Source organism: Pseudomonas sp. H1_D04 (assembly GCF_054683855.1).
The window spans coordinates 5,405,289-5,423,498 of record NZ_CP162826.1; the positions used below are offsets into that span (position 1 = coordinate 5,405,289).

Below are 18,210 nucleotides of genomic sequence, written 5' to 3' on the forward strand. Positions count from 1 at the left end.
ATCAGATTACCTTCGCTTCGTTTTTCAGTTTCTCGACCAGTTCAGCCACCGACTTGACCTTGATGCCCGCGCTGCGTGCAGCCGGCGCTTCGACTTTGACGGTCTTGTTGGTAGAGGCGGTGGAAACGCCCAAAGCGTCCGGAGTCAGCACTTCAAGAGGCTTCTTCTTGGCTTTCATGATGTTTGGCAGGGACGCGTAGCGCGGCTCGTTCAAACGCAGGTCGGTGGTGACGATGGCCGGCAGTTTCAGGGAAACCGTCTGTGCACCGCCGTCGATTTCGCGGGTCACGGCAACGCTGTCGCCGCTCACTTCCACTTTGGAAGCGAAGGTGCCCTGGCCGTAACCGGTCAGTGCAGCCAGCATCTGGCCAGTCTGGCTGTTGTCGCTGTCGATGGCTTGTTTGCCGAGGATCACCAGCGAAGGCTGTTCCTTGTCGACAACGGCCTTGAGCAACTTGGCCACGGCCAGGGAGGTCAGCTCTTCAGCGGACTCAACCAGCACGGCGCGGTCGGCGCCCAGTGCCAGAGCGGTACGCAGTTGCTCCTGGGCAGTGGTCGGGCCGATGGAAACCACGACGATTTCAGTCGCCACGCCTTTCTCTTTCAGGCGTACGGCTTCTTCCACGGCGATTTCACAGAAAGGGTTCATCGACATTTTTACGTTTGCGAGGTCGACGCCAGAGTTGTCCGCTTTGACGCGAACCTTGACGTTATAGTCGATCACTCGCTTTACAGAGACCAGGACCTTCATCAATTACCTCAGTAAGCATAGCCAGGGTGGGTCGGGATAACGTGTCAAACGGTACTGCTGCCGCGAAGTTTTTCGTTGCGCCGACGCAACCACTCCATCAGCAGTAACAGCACGGCTGACGCACCTACCATCAAGGTCGCCGCCGCAGCGATGGTGGGATTGAGGTTCTCGCGAATGCCTCCAAACATTTGCATCGGCAACGTGCGTTGGGCGGGGCTGGCCAAAAAAAGCGTCACCACCACCTCATCGAAAGAGGTGGCAAACGCGAACAAGGCCCCACTGATCACGCCGGGCGCAATCAGCGGCAGCATGACCTTGCGAAACGCCAACAACGGCGGTGCCCCCAAACTGGCGGCTGCACGGGAAAAATTCCGATCATAGCCCTGTAACGTCGCCGCCACGGTGATCACTACGAAGGGCACTCCGAGCGCAGCGTGAGCCAGCACGAGGCCAAGGTAGCTGTTGAGCAAATTCAATTGGGCGAAAAAAGTAGAGCGCCACCGCAATAATCACCACGGGCGCGATCATCGGCGAAATCAATACGGCCATCACCAGCCCCTTACCACGGAACTCGCCGCGGGCGAGGCCCACGGCGGCCAGGGTGCCGAGCGCGGTGGCCAGCAACGTGGCTGCCGGTGCGATAATCAAGCTATTGCGCAGTGCCCGCATCCACTCCTGGGAACCGAGAAACTCCTGATACCAGCGCAATGAGAAACCGCTCAACGGATAACTGAGAAACGACCCTTCGTTGAAAGACAGCGGTACGATTACCAGGATCGGCACCACCAGAAAAACCAGCAGGCTGAAGCTGAATACACTGAAGATCGGCGACCAGAGGCGCTCGACCACTGTAGAATGATGATTCATCAAACACCTCATGCACGTTGGGCGGGGTTGGCTGAACGGGTGATGCGCGAATACACCCAATACAACAGCAAGACGATGATCAGCAACTGGCTCCCCAGCGCCGCGGCCATCCCCCAATTGATGGTGCTGTTGGTGTAGAACGCGACGAAATAACTCAGCATCTGATCACCCGGCCCCCCCAGCAACGCGGGCGTGATGTAGTACCCAATAGCCATGATGAAGACCAGCAACGCACCTGCCGTAACCCCCGCGAAGGTCTGCGGCACGTAGGCCGACCAGAACGCGCGGAACGGATGCGCCCCGAGTGAAACGGCTGCGCGGACGTAGTTGGGAGAGATGCCTTTCATCACTGCATAGAGCGGCAGGATCACAAAGGGCAGCAGTATGTGGGTCATGGAGATGTAGACCCCCCCGGTTAAATACTAGCTGCAAGGGGTGCTCGATGAGCCCGAGACCGATCAGTGAACTGTTGATCAACCCGCCGTTCTGTAGCAGCACGATCCAGCCCGCCGTACGCACCAGCAAAGAGGTCCAGAACGGTAGCAGCACCATGATCAGAAGAAGGTTGGCGCGGCTGCTCGGTTGCTTGGCCAGCCAATAGGCCACCGGGTAACCGAACAGTACGCACAGCAGCGTGACCACGCTGGCCATCCAAAGTGTGCGCATCAGCACTGACAGATACAGCGCCTGCCCCTTGGGCAGCTCGACAATATCACCGCTTTGGGCATCCACCTGATGATCGAACGCAGCCAGCACGTAATACGCCGTGAGCGGGCGCCCTGCGCGCTGGATACTGCGCCAAGTACTCGGCTCCGCCCAAAGCGTCGATTGAGCGATGAGCGCCCGACTGATCGATTCGGCGTCGTTATTCGGCAACTTGCGCAAGGCCATGTTGAGGAGCGTGCGATAACGACCGTCTTCATAACCCAGCCGCTTGATCAAGCCTGGGGTCTGCCCCTCGGCCTTGGCGGTTTTCAGGTCCATCACCAACGACGAAAAGACTTTCTCATCCGGCCGGCTTTCACCGTCCCAGTCTTGCAACGCCTGCAGCGTCGTGGGTAATGCCCGTTTGACTTCCGGGTTGTCGAGGCTCTTCCACAGTATGTTGCCGATCGGGAACACGAAGCTGATCAGTAGAAATATCAAAAGCGGCGCGATCAGCAGTACGGATCGCTTACGGTAGGCACGTTCGGCATGCAGCAATCGCTGCTTGAGAGAGGCGCCCTTATCGGTTGAATGATCGATAGCCGTCAGGCTGACTTCTGACATGCTGGTCTCCAAGTATAAGGCTGAACCGGCTTCAAACAGATGAGGCCGGTGGTGGCTGATTAGTTCGCCGCCCAGGCGTTGAAGCGTTGCTCCAGCTCTTCACCGTGTTCGATCCAGAAATCGGTATCTACCCCGCGTGCGCCTTTGAGGTTAGCGGGAGCGGTTGGCAAATCGGGGCGCACCGTGGCGTCGATCTGCGCAATGGCCAGCGTGTTGGTCGGCCCGTAGGGAATGGTTTCGGCGAAGACTTTCTGGTTCTCGGGACGGTTGGCGAATGCGATGAACTGCTCGGCCAACGCCTTGTTCTTCGACCCCTTGACGATCGCCCAGCTATCCAGGTCGTAAAGACTGCCATTCCAGACGATCGAGAACGGGTGCCCTTCTTTCTGCGCTGCGGTGACGCGCCCGTTATAGGCGGAGGTCATGACCACGTCGCCGGAAACCAGCCACTGCATCGGTTGAGCGCCGGCTTCCCACCACTGGATACTCGACTTGATTTCATCGAGCTTTTTAAAGGCCCGGTCGACGCCCTCGGGCGTGGCCAGCACGTTGTAGAGTTGGCCCTGGGAAACGCCATCGGCCAACAATGCAATTTCAAGGGTAAACTTCGCGCTTTTGCGTAGCGCACGTTTGCCTGGATAGGTCTTCAAATCCCAAAAATCCGCCCAACCGATGGGGGCCCTGGCGAGTTTTTTGGAATCGTAAGCCAACACCGTGGACCAGATGAAAATGCCTGCCCCGCACTCACTCACCGCCGAATCGACCAGCTGTCTCTTGTCGCCCAGCTTTGCCCAGTCCAAGGGTTCGAACAGCCCCTCGCTGCACCCGCGTACCAACTCCGGACTTTCAACCTCGACCACATCCCAGCCGACCTGACCGGTCTCCACCATGGCTTTGATCTTAGCCATCTCGCCGTTGAACTCACCCGCCTCAATGTTGACGTCGTTCGCCTTGGAAAACGGTTGGTAAAACGCTTTCTCCTGGGCTTGCTTATTAAGCCCTCCGAACGACACAACCGTGAGCTGTTGAGCCTGCACCTGGCTTGCTACGCCAGCCATCAACGCCAATACCGCGATTTTCTTGAACATGGGAACGCTCCTCAGCAGTGTTTTGGGCAACGCTTTTTTCAGTAATGGGCCAATGGATCGAGCGCACTGGCGTCGTGACTGAACCAGCCGACAGGCAACGTATGACCGGTCAGCCAGTCATCGTGCATTTCAGCGATAGGGACTTTTGCAGTGAACGCCTGGTGCCCGACAACGTTGAGCCGCACCCGAACGTGATCGCCCAGATAAATCAGCTCCTCAATGCGTCCCGGCAGGCTATTGGCGGACGGTTTGTTCAGCCCGACCCGTTCAGGACGGATCGACAACGATGTGGAATCACCGGCAGACAGAACAGTCGTGGCGCGGGCGCCGACCTCGGAACCATCCGCCAGGCGCACGCGACACTCTGCACCGGAAACCGAAACAACCGTCCCCGGCAGCGCGTTGTTTTCACCGATGAAGTGAGCCACGAAAGAATTGTTGGGGTGCTCATAGAGCGCTTTGGGCGTGTCGATTTGCTGAATCACACCATCATTGAAAACCGCGACACGGTCAGAGAGTGTCAAGGCTTCCGCCTGATCATGGGTGACGAACACTACGGTCAAGCCCAACTGGCGATGCAAGCGTCGGATTTCCAACTGCATCTGTTCACGCAGCTGTTTATCCAGCGCCCCCAAGGGCTCATCCATCAGCACCAGACTGGGCTCGAACACCAGCGCACGCGCCAGTGCGATGCGTTGCTGTTGCCCACCGGATAACTGCGCCGGGTAGCGTTGCGCGAGGTGACCGAGCTGGACCATTTCCAAAGCACGCTTGACCTTCACGTCGATATCGACGGCACTCATTCGCCTAACTTTAAGAGGGAATGCGAGGTTGCCCGCCACCGTCATGTGGGGAAACAGTGCGTAGTTTTGAAACACCATGCCGATCCCACGCTGATGCGGCGCCACCGTATGTAACGGCTTGCCGTCGAGCAGAATTTCGCCTTCGGTGGGCGTTTCGAAGCCTGCCAGCATCATCAGGCTGGTGGTTTTTCCAGAGCCCGAAGGCCCGAGCAAGGTAAGGAACTCACCCCGCTGGATGTCGAGGTCAAGCTTTTTGACCACCAACTGTTCGCCGTCATAGCTCTTCTGCACGCCTCTGAAGCGTACATAAGGGGGGGCAATGCTCATGGCTGCACCTGCTTATTATTGTTTTGGATATGTCGTTCAGGGTTACACGGCTTCATTTTAAGCACATCTTCAATGATGATGCATCATGTTTTATATTTCAGAATTTCAGCATAAAGAGTGCCAACGTGGCCACAGATGTTAGGTGCGAAAAACACTTGAACGCTGCCGTAACATCCAAGGGGCCTGGCACTCGCACGGTGCAATGAAAGGCGTGTACGCACCGCTTAGGCGCGCCGTGCGAAGCATAGAAGAACCGGTTGACAGTACAGATTTTTTTAAACATGATGCATCAAACATCAACAACCCGCACCGATTGAGGACGTCCCATGAGTGAGAAAAAAACCCTGCTGCTGACAGGCGCCAGCAGAGGCATCGGGCATGCAACGGTCAAACACTTCAATGCAGCGGGCTGGCGCGTTTTCACCGCCTCCCGCCAAAGCTGGGCGACCGAATGTCCCTGGGCGGACGGTCAGGAGAACCACATCCATCTGGATCTCGAGGACATTGGCAGCATTGAAGCCAGCATCGACCTGATCAAAGAAAAACTCGGTGACGGCAAGCTGCATGCACTAGTCGATAACGCCGGCATGAGCCCTAAAGGACCGCAAGGCGGCCGACTCGGCGTGTTGGAAACCGACTATGCCACCTGGCTGCAGGTCTTCAACGTCAACCTGTTTTCCACCGCGCTGCTCGCTCGGGGTTTGTTCGCTGAGCTGAAAGCGGCGCAAGGCACCATCATCAACGTCACCTCGATTGCAGGCTCAAGAGTCCACCCGTTCGCCGGGGTCGCTTATGCGACGTCGAAAGCAGCCTTATCCGCGTTGACTCGAGAAATGGCTTACGACTATGGGCAGCACGGCATTCGGGTGAATGCTATCGCCCCTGGGGAAATCGATACGTCGATCCTCTCCCCCGGCACCCAGGACATTGTTGAACGCAACATTCCAATGCATCGGCTTGGCAAGCCGGAAGAAGTGGCGTCTCTCATTCATTTCCTGTGTACCTCAGGTGCCTCCTACATCAATGGCGCAGAGATCCAGGTCAACGGTGGCCAGCACGTTTGAGCGGGTCATTCCTTTCCCTTTTGCAAAACGTCCAACCGGAGTTTTTATGAAATTGCGTGATAGCCGTCTGTTCCGCCAACAAGCCTATATAGCCGGCGTCTGGACCGACGCGGACAATGAACAGCACGTGGACGTAAACAATCCGGCGACGGGCGAAATACTCGGCCAGGTACCCAAAATGGGCGCCGCCGAAACACGCCGCGCCATCGAAGCCGCCGAACAGGCACTGCCGGCCTGGCGCGCACGCACCGCCAAGGACCGCGCCACCGTACTGCGCCGCTGGTTCGACCTGATCATCGCCAACCAGGACGACCTGGCCTGCCTGATGACGCTGGAACAGGGTAAACCCCTGGCCGAAGCCAAAGGCGAAATCGCCTACGCCGCATCCTTCATCGAATGGTTTGCCGAGGAAGGCAAACGCGTCTATGGCGACATCATTCCAGGCCACCAACCGGACAAACGCCTGCTGGTGATCAAGCAGCCTATCGGCGTGACGGCCGCGATTACACCGTGGAATTTCCCATGCGCCATGATCACGCGCAAAGCGGGCCCGGCGTTGGCCGCGGGCTGTACCATGGTGATCAAACCGGCGAGCCAGACGCCTTTCTCCGCTTTGGCCCTGGCAGAACTGGCCTCCCGCGCCGGCATTCCTGACGGCGTGCTCAGCGTGGTGACCGGTTCTGCGGCGCAAATCGGCGCAGAACTGACCAGCAACCCGATTGTTCGCAAACTGTCATTCACCGGCTCGACCGAGATTGGTCGTCAGTTGATGGCCGAATGCGCCCAGGACATCAAGAAGGTTTCGCTTGAGCTCGGCGGAAACTCGCCGTTCATAGTGTTTGAAGACGCGGACCTGGATGCGGCCGTCGAAGGCGCCATGTCGTCCAAATACCGCAATGCCGGGCAAACCTGCGTGTGCGCCAACCGCCTGTATATCCACGACAGCATCTACGATGCCTTCGCCGAAAAACTGCAGGCTGCCGTCGCCAGGCTGCGTCTGGGCAATGGCCTGGACGAAGGCACCACGACCGGCCCGCTGATCGATGAAAAAGCGGTGCAGAAGCTTCAGGAACATATTGCCGATGCAATCACCCAGGGTGCACGTGTGATCCAGGGCGGCAAACCCCATGCGTTGGGCGGCAACTTCTTCGAACCGACCATCATGGTGGACGTGCCCAAGACCGCCCTGGTTGCACGCGAAGAAACCTTTGGCCCCTTGGCACCGCTGTTTCGCTTCACCAGCGAAGCGGATGTTGTTGCACAGGCCAATGACACCGAGTTCGGCCTGGCGGCGTATTTCTTCGCTCGCGACCTGTCGCGGGTGTTCCGCGTGGCCGAAGCGCTTGAATACGGGATCATCGGCATCAACACCGGGATTATCTCGACTGAAACCGCGCCTTTCGGCGGTATGAAAGCGTCCGGCCTGGGTCGTGAAGGTTCCAAATACGGCATCGATGATTATCTGGAAATCAAATACATGTGCCTGGGCGGCATCTGAGAAGGAGTCGTGACGTGAGTGTCGATATTGATTGCGTAGTCGTAGGCGCTGGCGTAGTAGGGCTTGCCGTGGCACGCGAAATGGCCCGGGCCGGCCATGAAGTGCTGGTGATAGAAGCTGGCGAGGCAATCGGTATCGGCACGAGCTCGCGCAACTCGGAGGTTATCCACGCGGGCATCTATTACCCGCCCGGGAGCCTGAAAGCCCGATTCTGCGTCGAGGGCCGACATGCCCTCTACGCGTACTGTCTCAGTCATGGGGTCGATACGCGCAGAACCGGAAAGTTGATCGTTGCCAATACGGAAGCGCAAGTCGCTCAGCTGGAATGCTTGCTCAAGCGTGGGCTTGAAAACAGTGTGAATGATTTGCGCCTGCTTGATCGCAGCCAGGCCACTGCACTGGAGCCCGCGCTTGAATGCATCGCGGCGTTGTATTCGCCGTCCACCGGCATCGTCGACTCCCATGCGCTGATGCTGGCGCTGCAAGGAGATGCCGAAGCGGCCGGCACCAGTATCGCGTTTCACGCGCCACTGATCGGAGCCAAAGTCACAGCGGACGGTTTCTTGCTGGACATCGGTGGGGAGTCCCCCATACAGCTCTCCTGTCGCAGGCTGATCAATTCGGCGGGGCTTCATGCGCCGGCACTGGCAAGATCCATCGAAGGGTTGGCGCCAGACAAGGTGCCACGCGACTATTTGTGCAAGGGCAGCTACTTCAGCGTTTCAAAGCGCGTGCCCTTCACGCACCTGATCTACCCGGCACCGGAAGCAGATGGTCTCGGCGTGCACATGACGGTCGACCTGGGTGGCCAGGCGCGCTTCGGCCCGGACACCGAATGGGTCGACACCGAGGACTACCAGGTCGATCCGGCACGCGCGGACGGTTTCTATTCGGCCATCCGCAGCTACTGGCCCGATTTGCCGGATAACAGTCTGCAACCGGGCTACAGCGGGATTCGTCCAAAAATCTCGCCACCGGGCGAGCCGGCCAGCGATTTTGTGATCAGCAGCCAGCGCGAGCATGGTGTACCGGGGCTGATCAATTTGTTCGGCATTGAGTCACCGGGCCTGACGTCGTGCCTGGCGATTGCCGAGCATGTGCGCGAGCTAATTGATATTTAGTGCGTATTTCCCGAGAGTGGCTACAGTCGCACCACCATGTCGGCGAAGCCGCGTCCCCTCTCCTTGCAGGTGAGCATTGCCGATGAAATTCAGTCATAAGATACTGCTGGCCGCCGTCTCGGTCGTCACACTGGCGTTTGCAGCCTTTTCGACTTACAGCTTGCAGCTTCAAGAGCGCTACATCATGAACACCCTGCAGGCGCGCTTGAACGATAGCGGCCAAAGCACCGCCAACCATGTGCAAAGCTGGTTCGAAGGGCGCTTGCTGATGATTCAGAACCTGAGCCAGAACATCGCCCTGAATCCGCACCCGGAACATATCAAGGCGTTGATCTCGCAAAAGGCACTGGCGAGTGAATTCCTGCAGAACTTCATTGGCTTGGCCGACGGTAGCGTGGTCATGGAACCGGTGACCGCCCTGCCCGACCAATACGACCCACGCACCCGCCCCTGGTACAAAGATACGGCGACGAGTAATACCCTGAACCTGAGCGAGCCCTACGTCAGCCAATCCACCCATCAACTGGTGCTTTCAATCAATACGCCGTTGAACAGCGATGGCAAACTGATTGGCGTCGCCAGCGGTGACCTTAGCCTGGATGCCTTGACCAAAATGATCGGCGGCCTGGACCTCAATGGGCTGGGCTATGCCTTTATGGTGAACGCCCAGGGCAAGATCCTGGTCAGCCCAAACCGCGACCATTTGATGAAAACCCTCCCTGAGGTGTTTGGCGACCACCCTCCCCGGTTGGAGCACCCCTTCAACACCGTCATGCTCGACGGCCATGAGCAGATCATAGGCTTCACCCCGATTCGCGGGCTGTCGGGCGCGCAATGGTACATCGGCATTTCCATCGACCACGACAAGGCGTATGCGGCCCTGGGCGAGTTGCGCAGGTCCGCCGTGTTCGCGACGCTCATTACCGTCGCTATCATCGTGGGCTTGCTCGGCAGCCTGATGCACATCTTGATGAGGCCCCTGCGAACCCTGGGCAAAGCGATGCACACAGTCGCCGAGGGTGAAGGTGACCTGACCTTGCGCCTGTCCGCGCAAAGCCGCGACGAATTCGGTACCGTCGCCCAATCCTTCAATACCTTTGTCGAGCGAATCCATCGCTCGATGCTCGAAGTCGCCTCCACCATTCGACATTTGAAGCAGATGGTCGAACAGGTGCACAGCAGTTCCATCGTATCGCTGAGCAGTTGCGACGAACAGAACCAGCGCAGCAACAGCATCGCCACCTCGCTCAATGAACTGGGCGCCACCGCCCAGGAAATCGCCAGGAATGCCTCCTCCGCCTCCGTGCAGGCGTCAACGGCGAAGTCCCAGGCGATGGAAGGCCAGATCGTCCTAAGTAAGACGCTTGCCGCGATCAGCGAACTGTCTGAAAAAATACACACGTCCTCCGGCCGGCTCGAAGTCCTGAGTGGCAGGACTGTCGATATCGGCAAGATCCTCGAAGTCATCAAAAGCATCTCCCAGCAAACCAACCTGCTGGCTTTGAACGCAGCCATCGAAGCCGCCCGTGCTGGAGAAGCCGGCCGCGGTTTCGCCGTGGTCGCCGATGAAGTCCGAAGCCTTGCCCACAGGACACAGTCTTCGGCAGAGGAAATCCAGCAAATGATTGAAGAACTTCAATCGGACTCCCGTTCATCCGTGACCACCATGAATGAAAGCCAGCAGTACAGCGCGCAGAGTATTTCGATCGCTACGCAAGCCGGTGAACGTTTTGATGCGGTGACCCAGGGCATCACGCTCATCGATGGCGTGAACCAGTCAGTGGCGGCGGCGACCGAGGAGCAGACATCGGTGATCGAGTTGCTCAACGTCGACATCGTTGAAATCAATACGCTCAACGGCCAATCCGTCGACAGCCTGAATGCCACACTGACGGCCTGTGAACAACTGCGGTTGCAGTTCTCCGGTCTGTCTCAGCTCGTTGGTTCTTTTCGTGTCTGAACAATTCAGCCTTAGGAATTTCGGCTGCGACAATGATCACACCTAACGCCCAGATCCTGGTTAATTACTGGCAAGACGTTCATGTCACCTCAGGACTTGCCGTAGAACGATCATTTCAGTTGCACCTTGCATAGGCGTAATAATGCCAAAGAGCAACCCACCAATGGTGCAGATTATCTCTACTCGGACCCCAAACAAACATATTATCATTAACAAACCAAGCACCAGCAGATCTAATGCTGTTTCTTTCTGATGAAAAAATTAACCATTCGCTTAATTCCTCCATTCTAAATCACAACAGCGCCACGAGATTGAGCACAACAACGAAAATATTATATCAACCAAAAAGCGCGCTAGACACTACAGATACTCGAAGTAGCCCAATACTCAATGTAAAACGGTCTGCCCGCGCTTTAAAAACTTCCTTTTCCATTGTTGATCAGGGTGATTAGGTGCGAGTAGCACCTTTGAACTTGAGAGCTCAATATCATGCATCATGAATCTATGCATATTAAATCAGTACACTTATTCATTCATCCGAGACTAAATTTTCTTGACATGGCAGGCCCGATCGAGGTGTTTTCGGCAGCCAATCGCTTAGCCCGCCTAGGGCACGAACCGTATACAATTTCAATACTAGCATTAAACAAAAAAACTGACGTATGGAATCATACCTCAATGGAGACTGAAACTTTACAACCAGACACTTCCACTCCGCACACTTTAATCATACCCGGAGGACCAGGAATACAGAATTTCTGTAAAGACCCTAGGTTTCATACCCACTTTGTAAAGCATGCGAACAAAGCCGAGCGTTTGATATCCGTCGGCACAGGAGTACTCGCACTAGCCCGCGCGGGAAAAATAGATGGACGAAAAGTAACTACTCACTGGTCCGCCTATGACGAACTTGAGGAGATTTGCCCCTCAGCATTAATACAACGCGGACCTATATATATCAATGATGGCCCCATTTGGACATCCGCGGGTATTGCATCAGGAATTGACTTAGCGCTATCAATCGTCGAGGAGGACCTAGGGTATTCAGTCGCGCTTGAGATTGCACGCCATCTGGTAATTTTTCTCAAGCGCCCAGGAAATCAAAATCAATTTAGCTCTTTGCTTAATCTACAATCAAAAAGTAGTCAATTCTCAGATTTGCATGCATGGATTCATGGGAATTTGAGCACTAACTTATCAGTGCCAGCACTCGCAAATTTTATGAAAATGAGTGAAAGAACCTTTACACGCAAATACACAGAATCAACTGGTAAGACGCCAGGAAAAATGGTAGACATAATACGGCTAGAAGCAGCCCTTGACATACTTGCATACTCAAACAGCCCACTTAAAACAATAGCCCAACATTGCGGCCTGGGAAGCGAGTCGACGCTTATTCGAAAATTTGCAAGACGCTTTGGCATTACCCCTAAGAAATTTCGCTCACATTTAAAATCAACACAGTAATATTTTCAAATTTCAGAATCTCTCATATCGCCCTCTCTAAAACGACGAACTGAAAAACGACCAAAAAGATATACGTCCATACCAGGCGCTAAAAGATTGGTAGCCGTAGGCCAAGCCCAGTTATCCCCTTGGCTGAAACCATCAATATTTTGTCATTTCTCCTCGAGAATTTTCCTTATATTATCCATTGTTCTCACTAAATTTTTTTACCGGGAAATTCGCCGTTAGCACTTAGGCCCATGGTTGCCGAATGACGAATAATTTTCAGCAATATTGATGACGACATTCGCATGTAACTATCTACCTGCACGCGTAAAAGCAACGTACTCACTACTCATGGAGCAAAACAACCCAAGGGAGTGACTTTTCATGCATACAACCAACGACTACAACCCTGATGCAAAGCTATTTTACAGACCTGTAGAAGCTGCATTGCGCTGGTGCAACTTAATGAATTATGAAACTGAAATACTCGAGGCAATGCAGCAATTCCCGAACAAGCTCAAGGAAAAATTTCCGCAGTGGCCATGTCTACATATGAATATCGAAAAAATTCTTGATGCTATTCGACACGGCGAGCTCGCCTATGGTTGTTTCGGCGCACCTGTGATCATGGGCACTCCGGTTGAACTCGACCATATAACCGTTCGCCACATTGATCTAAAAATCTGGATGTCGCGGTTTTATCCCGAGCAACGACCAACGTTTCTTTTTTGAGAGGATTCCCAATCAGCAAGAAGGTATCAGCATTAACACATACTTAGAATTGCAAGCGGATCGAGAAGCATTGCAAGTAAAGCTAAAGGCTTTGGAGGCAGCTCATGAGCAATTACTTAGCGATCTGGAAGCCATCGGACTAGAAAGAAAAAATATTCATAATTTGCTCAAGACCAATAGCAAAGTCAGCGATCGTAGCGAATCCATTTACCTACACATAATTGGAGTGATGGTCAATCTTTTTCTCAATGAATCCCCGTCTGGAAAACCGTTTTCAGTTTTCCGCTCGCAAGCAGCCATCGTTGACGCGCTAACCGCTCACCATAAAAATATTCCCGGAATAACCAAACGTACGTTGGACGAAAAGTTTGCTGCCGGTAAACGAAGCCTCCTTATGCAATGAGGCAATTGCACCGCAAGCATTCCTATTGCGGCGCAATGACTCGTGGCCATTTTTTGTTATTCAATTCTGATCACTTCCCACTACGCGCCAATCGGCGCCAGGAGTGACCAGCATGCCCAGCCAATCCTTACCCATCGTTGAAGCACCTCAACTGCAGGTGGAGCGTCACATCATGCGGCGTGACGAGGTGGAGCGAAAAACCGGCTTCAAGCGTGCGCACATTTACAACCTGATGAAGGAAGGAAAATTTCCTCAGGCTAAACGCATTGGATTGCGCGCTGTGGGCTGGGACTCGCTGGAGATAGAGCAGTGGGTCGTTGATCGCTTGGACCAACAGGCCTGATGCCATGCGCGTAGTCACGGTGGTTTCTACCAAAGGCGGAGTCGGAAAGACCACTGTTACAGCCAATCTTGGCGGTCTGCTGGCGGATGCGGGCTTACGCGTCCTGCTGCTCGATCTGGATAGCCAACCGACCCTCTCCAGCTATTACGCCTTGAATCACGAGGCTATCGCCGGTGCGTACGAACTTATCGCGCTCAACCAAACAGATCCCACGCAGATAATTTCCACGACGGCGGTCGCCGGACTCGACCTGATCTTCTCCAACGACGATCAAGGTCGACTAATCACTTTACTGCTGCACGCCGCGGATGGGCGATTACGGCTGAGAAATGTGCTCGACCATTTCCGCCCCCGTTACGACCTGTTGTTGATCGACACCCAAGGCGCACGTAGCGTGCTGCTTGAAATGGCCATCCTAGCCTCCGATCTTGCCGTTTCTCCCATTACCCCGGAAATGCTCGCCGCCCGCGAACTGCACCGTGGGACCTTGAAGCTGCTCAGCGAACTCGAACCGTTCCGCCACATGGGCATTCCACCACCCTCCTTGCGACTGCTACTGAATCAGGTGAACGCCATTAGAATTGACACCAGGATGATCATGAGCGGTCTGCGCGATACCTTCGCTGGAGCTACCAATATCTCGGTGCTAGATACCGTAGTTCCAGACGCAGTGGCGTATCTCAATGCTGCCTCCCTCGGTCTGCCAGCCCACCGGATCGAGACGCGCCGGTCCCATAAACGACGCTCGCCATCGGCATTGGAAACCATGCAAGCACTGGCCATCGAATTGTTCCCGGAATGGCACACAGCAATCTCTACTGTAAGCAAGCGCGCGGAGGCTCAATGAAATGAATCACCAAGCCGTAGTTCTCGAGAGGAGATTCTGTTCGATCAACATTGAGGGCCAACAGCGTTTGGCGAGGAGTCTTTTGTTGGATCAGTTTCCCACCATCGTTCAGCCCGCCAGTCGACAAGATCATCTACCTAGCGAGGAATACTGCACCGTGGTCTTTCGCCTAGAGCGCGGGCGCTCGGCCATGAGTCGTTTTCTCGCGGAACTTTCTGGGCACGTCGAAGGTTCGGGTACAGCCGAGATCGTTAAGTTCGAGGTCGGTGACCATTTGCGTAACCGGCGTTAACTGAGGCTATTCAAATGAAGAAGCTCAGCCAGGAGGAGATCACCGACAAACTTCACCAGGACCACTTCCCTCGCGCTCCAGAACTGAAGCGGCTGTCCGATCCACTCACTGATACGCCTATGCTGATCACTCTGGAGCAGTTACGGCCCTACGAACACAACCCGCGCTTCATCCGTAATCCGTTTTATGACGACATAAAGGCCTCTATCCGTGAACGCGGGCTGGACCAACCTCCACCGATTACCCGCCGCCCGGGTGAAACCCACTTCATCATCCGCAACGGCGGCAATACACGCTTGGCTATTCTCGGCGAGCTATGGCAGGAAACCCGCGACGAGCGTTTCTTCCGCATCCATTGCCTGTTCCGTCCCTGGACCGATGAAATCAGCGCCCTCCTCGGCCATCTGGCCGAAAGCGATCTGCACGGTCAGCTCACCTTCATCGAGCGTGCTCAGGCAGTGGCCAAACTCAAGACCATGCTTGAATCAGATGGCGCAACACTCTCACAACGTGAGCTGGCGCGACGCCTAGCTGGTGGGGGCTACCCCATTTCACAGTCGCACATCAGCCGGATGCTGGACACTCTTCAACATTTATTGCCCGCCATTCCACAAACCCTGTATGCCGGGTTGGGGAAACCAAAAATTGAACGCCTAATTGGTCTGCGTAGCCAGGCTGAAAGAACCTGGAATCGTTATCCAACCGACGCCATCGCTTTTCCCGAGCTTTGGCTCGACACCTTGGGCCAATTTGATACCGACGCCGAGTCATTTGATCTTGAGCGAGTCCAAGATGAACTGCTCGAACGCATGAGCCGCTTACTCGGACAGTCCTACCGCATGTTGGCCCTCGAGCTGGGCGATACCCAACGGGTTATCCAGACGCCCGGCGTGGTCGTCACGCCCCCCCAGAACAACCTTCTGACGACCGTCGATGAGCCCGCGGCCGAGCCTCCCCCTTCCAAGCCGCATTCCAAATCAACTGATACCAGGACGCAGATCGGAACAGAGCGAGAGGAGCAGCTCACGCTGCCCGAAACGACCCTGGTATCAGCAGCCAGCCCTCCGTCACGTGTCCAGCAGATCCGCGAACAGATTGATCGCGCCACTGCCTCCGAACCAGCACAGACCGTCGCAACCTGCCCGATCGAAGACATCTGGATCATCGCACCAACACTGGATACCCCCGAACAACTGCGTTTAGCCATTGCCGGCCTGACTAGGGAAATGGCGGCCTATGCTGGACATCCCAAGAGCATCATCGACCAGAAAAATGGCCTGGGCTTTGACCTGAACATCGAGCAACTTAATCTTGCTGCGCCTCGTGCGGCCGGCGTTCACCTATTGCTCTTGGCCCTGCTGCGTGCCCAAGACGAAGTGAACTGGGAGGATCGCAAGCAATTGCCCTCAGCTCTGTTCGGGCAGCTGTTATTGGGGGTCTATCAACTCCCGCTGACAGATCGTCCCGCCATGGACGTAGGGCTGGAGCGACTGCCGGACGGTCTGCTAATCAAACTGTATCGCCTCATTCGCTTAGCCCGGCGCCTGATCGACTTAACGCTCCCCCCTGAAAACGATTCACCAAGGGAGCTGCCATGAACCTGTCCTTCAACGTGCTCAATCAGGCCATGCTGACCCAGGTCCTTCACGAGTTGCGTTTGGGTAATCTGCAGCGCTGCAAAGCACTCGGACTGGGTGAAGAGGACATCTACCTGCTGCAATCATTACCACCGACCACATTGTCACGCCTGGCCCATGCCACCGTCCCCTGGGTTGAGGTCAAGATTGATTCGCCGGTGTTGCATCGGTTGATCGACCAAGCCGAACGTGACGAACAGAACGAGCGCCTGATCAACCGAGCGCTCAAGCTCGGTGCCAGCAGTACCATCATGTATCAGTACTTCGGCTTGGCGCATTCGGAAACCGCCCTGCGCCGACGTCTGCTCAAGATAGAAACCCGTAAGGGCCGCCCTCAGAACTTGAGCGAAGCGCAGGAACATGCGCTCTGGCAGCGTTGGTGCCAACTACGCGCTGAGGACGGTGCTGAGGATCAGCTCGACGCCATGATGATGTTGGCAGAGGAGCAACAGATCAGCTTGACCATCGTTTGGCAGCAGATCGACCATTACAGCAACGGAACATGAACACTGCCCCTTCCAGTCGCTGGCAGCGTGTTCTGCTGCAATGCACCCAGCAACTAAGTGAACGTTGGCCCGCACGCCCCACCACTGAACATCCTTCCAACCAGGCCCTGCAAGCTGGCTTCCTGTTCAGTGGCCAATCACACGAAGTCGTGCCGCGTCGCTTGCTGCTGGATTGTCGGCTGACGCCATTGGAGCGTAATGCATGGCAAGTATTTCGACTCATGCTGCAAGGCCAGGGTGTGGTCACACCGCGCTATGAAGATCTGCAACCTTACTTGTCGAGCGTGCCCTACGGTGCGTCAGCCTCTCGTGAAACCATCGCTCGCGTTTTGACGATGCTCCGGCTGACCCGCTGGCTCAGCTTGGTAAGTCGTGGCCGCGATCAGCTCAGCGGGCGCCTGCAAGGTTCTCTGTACGTACTGCACGATGAACCGTTAACCCCCGCCGAAGCCATGGAGCTGGATCAGGATTACCTGGAGCTGGTCGGACACGCCCTCGATCATGCAACCAAGGCTGTGCGAATTGTCGCTCGGCATGTTTTGGAAGAAATTCGTCAGGACACCAATATCGATTTGGGTCGGCTCCCCACCCGGCTCGACAGTTGGGGCGACCACTGGACAAAACAACGATTGGATAAGGCGCCCGATGAAGCGCTGCACGATTCCGAACTGGGTGGCGACCACCTCGTTCGGAATCGTGCGGGACGTCGTTCGGATTCCGAACCGGGTCTGAACGCCAATGTTTCCGGCACCGTTCGGAATCCGAATGCCGCCTGTACTGTATTAACAGAAAGTATATGTACTGTACCGCGCGCGACCCCAGCAGTGGATAACCTGCACTGGCCCGATCCGCTGCACCTGAGTCCGAGCGAGCGGCAGGCCGTCACCGTGACGCTGAACAAGTTGAAACCAGCAGATCGGCAGGCGGTGCTCAACGAAGCGGGCGCGCGATGTGCGGCAGGAAGCGTCCGCAAACCCGCGGCGTATCTGATGGGCCTGATCCAGCGGGCGCTGAAAGACGATTTCCGCCCTTGGGCAGGTCAGGCTGAATCGTTACCCATGACAGAGCCGCCACCCGCTCCCCCGCGCCAACTTAGGAAAAAGGGCGAACCCGCCTCTGCCCTCGCCCAAGCGTGCCTGGATGAACTACGCCAGCTGCGTAGCAAACGCCCTGGACGTCAGTAGATTTGATGCCACTGGCATCACTGACGAGCGTCTCGAAAATCAACCGTCTCGAACCAAATCGAACAC

The 18,210-nt window shown here is 55.8% G+C and carries 15 protein-coding genes and 3 pseudogenes; 13 read left to right on the plus strand and 5 right to left on the minus strand.

Going from position 1 to position 18,210, the window contains the following annotated elements; translation table 11 throughout:
• Position 1: 1 nt before the first annotated feature.
• The 5 genes and pseudogenes from AB4N82_RS24905 to AB4N82_RS24925 form a co-directional block, all read right to left on the minus strand.
• Positions 2-751, minus strand: coding sequence for an electron transfer flavoprotein subunit beta/FixA family protein (locus AB4N82_RS24905; protein ID WP_460103460.1), 750 nt, complete (start codon positions 749-751; stop codon positions 2-4).
• Between the two features lie 44 nt (positions 752-795).
• Positions 796-1,621, minus strand: a pseudogene (locus AB4N82_RS24910) (ABC transporter permease).
• A gap of 5 nt (positions 1,622-1,626) precedes the next feature.
• Positions 1,627-2,887, minus strand: a pseudogene (locus tag AB4N82_RS24915) (ABC transporter permease).
• A 59-nt stretch (positions 2,888-2,946) separates the two neighbouring features.
• Positions 2,947-3,975 (minus strand): ABC transporter substrate-binding protein, encoded by a 1,029-nt coding sequence (locus AB4N82_RS24920; RefSeq protein WP_052211074.1) that lies wholly within the window; start codon positions 3,973-3,975, stop codon positions 2,947-2,949.
• A 38-nt stretch (positions 3,976-4,013) separates the two neighbouring features.
• Positions 4,014-5,105: an ABC transporter ATP-binding protein gene (locus AB4N82_RS24925; protein ID WP_034103268.1), complete on the minus strand. Its 1,092-nt coding sequence runs from the start codon at positions 5,103-5,105 to the stop codon at positions 4,014-4,016.
• A gap of 326 nt (positions 5,106-5,431) precedes the next feature.
• Here AB4N82_RS24925 and AB4N82_RS24930 point away from each other — a divergent pair, with 326 nt between their 5' ends.
• The 13 genes and pseudogenes from AB4N82_RS24930 to AB4N82_RS24990 all read left to right on the plus strand — a co-directional run bounded on the left by AB4N82_RS24930 (position 5,432) and on the right by AB4N82_RS24990 (position 18,144).
• The gene (locus AB4N82_RS24930; protein WP_034103269.1) at positions 5,432-6,169 is read left to right on the plus strand and encodes an SDR family NAD(P)-dependent oxidoreductase; all 738 of its coding nucleotides are present in this window, start codon (positions 5,432-5,434) and stop codon (positions 6,167-6,169) included.
• Between the two features lie 46 nt (positions 6,170-6,215).
• Positions 6,216-7,667, plus strand: coding sequence for an NADP-dependent succinate-semialdehyde dehydrogenase (gabD, locus tag AB4N82_RS24935; RefSeq protein WP_034103270.1), 1,452 nt, complete (start codon positions 6,216-6,218; stop codon positions 7,665-7,667).
• A gap of 14 nt (positions 7,668-7,681) precedes the next feature.
• A complete protein-coding gene (locus tag AB4N82_RS24940) occupies positions 7,682-8,788 on the plus strand; it encodes an NAD(P)/FAD-dependent oxidoreductase (protein ID WP_034103271.1) in 1,107 nt (368 codons plus the stop codon).
• 184 nt (positions 8,789-8,972) lie between these two features.
• Positions 8,973-9,890: pseudogene (locus tag AB4N82_RS24945) on the plus strand (HAMP domain-containing protein); the annotation flags it as partial.
• 57 nt (positions 9,891-9,947) lie between these two features.
• Entirely contained in the window at positions 9,948-10,748 is an 801-nt protein-coding gene (locus AB4N82_RS24950) for a methyl-accepting chemotaxis protein (RefSeq protein WP_460105167.1), read from the plus strand.
• 489 nt (positions 10,749-11,237) lie between these two features.
• A complete protein-coding gene (locus AB4N82_RS24955; RefSeq protein ID WP_460103466.1) occupies positions 11,238-12,215 on the plus strand; it encodes a GlxA family transcriptional regulator in 978 nt (325 codons plus the stop codon).
• 369 nt (positions 12,216-12,584) lie between these two features.
• On the plus strand, positions 12,585-12,932 hold the full coding sequence (locus tag AB4N82_RS24960; protein ID WP_460103469.1) for a hypothetical protein: 348 nt from the start codon (positions 12,585-12,587) through the stop codon (positions 12,930-12,932).
• 70 nt (positions 12,933-13,002) lie between these two features.
• Positions 13,003-13,335: a protein kinase gene (locus AB4N82_RS24965; RefSeq protein WP_460103472.1), complete on the plus strand. Its 333-nt coding sequence runs from the start codon at positions 13,003-13,005 to the stop codon at positions 13,333-13,335.
• 112 nt (positions 13,336-13,447) lie between these two features.
• Positions 13,448-13,678: an AlpA family transcriptional regulator gene (locus AB4N82_RS24970; protein WP_034103277.1), complete on the plus strand. Its 231-nt coding sequence runs from the start codon at positions 13,448-13,450 to the stop codon at positions 13,676-13,678.
• Between the two features lie 4 nt (positions 13,679-13,682).
• Positions 13,683-14,525 carry a ParA family protein gene (locus AB4N82_RS24975; protein ID WP_034103278.1) on the plus strand — a complete coding sequence of 281 codons (843 nt, stop codon included), beginning with the start codon at positions 13,683-13,685 and terminating at the stop codon, positions 14,523-14,525.
• A gap of 306 nt (positions 14,526-14,831) precedes the next feature.
• Positions 14,832-16,415 (plus strand): ParB family protein, encoded by a 1,584-nt coding sequence (locus AB4N82_RS24980; RefSeq protein ID WP_460103475.1) that lies wholly within the window; start codon positions 14,832-14,834, stop codon positions 16,413-16,415.
• Positions 16,412-16,960 (plus strand): DUF2857 domain-containing protein, encoded by a 549-nt coding sequence (locus AB4N82_RS24985; RefSeq protein ID WP_068934431.1) that lies wholly within the window; start codon positions 16,412-16,414, stop codon positions 16,958-16,960. The genes AB4N82_RS24980 and AB4N82_RS24985 overlap by 4 nt, the downstream gene beginning before the upstream one ends.
• Positions 16,957-18,144, plus strand: a complete 1,188-nt coding sequence (locus AB4N82_RS24990; protein WP_460103477.1) for an STY4528 family pathogenicity island replication protein — start codon at positions 16,957-16,959, stop codon at positions 18,142-18,144. Before AB4N82_RS24985 ends, AB4N82_RS24990 begins: the two co-directional genes overlap by 4 nt.
• Positions 18,145-18,210 lie beyond the last annotated feature (66 nt).

Coding starts and splice junctions, on each gene's coding strand:
- AB4N82_RS24905 (WP_460103460.1), bottom strand. CDS start 751: ATGAAGGTCCTGGTCTCTGTAAAGCGAGTGATCGACTATAACGTCAAG.
- AB4N82_RS24920 (WP_052211074.1), bottom strand. CDS start 3,975: ATGTTCAAGAAAATCGCGGTATTGGCGTTGATGGCTGGCGTAGCAAGC.
- AB4N82_RS24925 (WP_034103268.1), bottom strand. CDS start 5,105: ATGAGCATTGCCCCCCCTTATGTACGCTTCAGAGGCGTGCAGAAGAGC.
- AB4N82_RS24930 (WP_034103269.1), top strand. CDS start 5,432: ATGAGTGAGAAAAAAACCCTGCTGCTGACAGGCGCCAGCAGAGGCATC.
- gabD (WP_034103270.1), top strand. CDS start 6,216: ATGAAATTGCGTGATAGCCGTCTGTTCCGCCAACAAGCCTATATAGCC.
- AB4N82_RS24950 (WP_460105167.1), top strand. CDS start 9,948: ATGGTCGAACAGGTGCACAGCAGTTCCATCGTATCGCTGAGCAGTTGC.
- AB4N82_RS24955 (WP_460103466.1), top strand. CDS start 11,238: ATGCATCATGAATCTATGCATATTAAATCAGTACACTTATTCATTCAT.
- AB4N82_RS24960 (WP_460103469.1), top strand. CDS start 12,585: ATGCATACAACCAACGACTACAACCCTGATGCAAAGCTATTTTACAGA.
- AB4N82_RS24970 (WP_034103277.1), top strand. CDS start 13,448: ATGCCCAGCCAATCCTTACCCATCGTTGAAGCACCTCAACTGCAGGTG.
- AB4N82_RS24975 (WP_034103278.1), top strand. CDS start 13,683: ATGCGCGTAGTCACGGTGGTTTCTACCAAAGGCGGAGTCGGAAAGACC.
- AB4N82_RS24980 (WP_460103475.1), top strand. CDS start 14,832: ATGAAGAAGCTCAGCCAGGAGGAGATCACCGACAAACTTCACCAGGAC.
- AB4N82_RS24985 (WP_068934431.1), top strand. CDS start 16,412: ATGAACCTGTCCTTCAACGTGCTCAATCAGGCCATGCTGACCCAGGTC.
- AB4N82_RS24990 (WP_460103477.1), top strand. CDS start 16,957: ATGAACACTGCCCCTTCCAGTCGCTGGCAGCGTGTTCTGCTGCAATGC.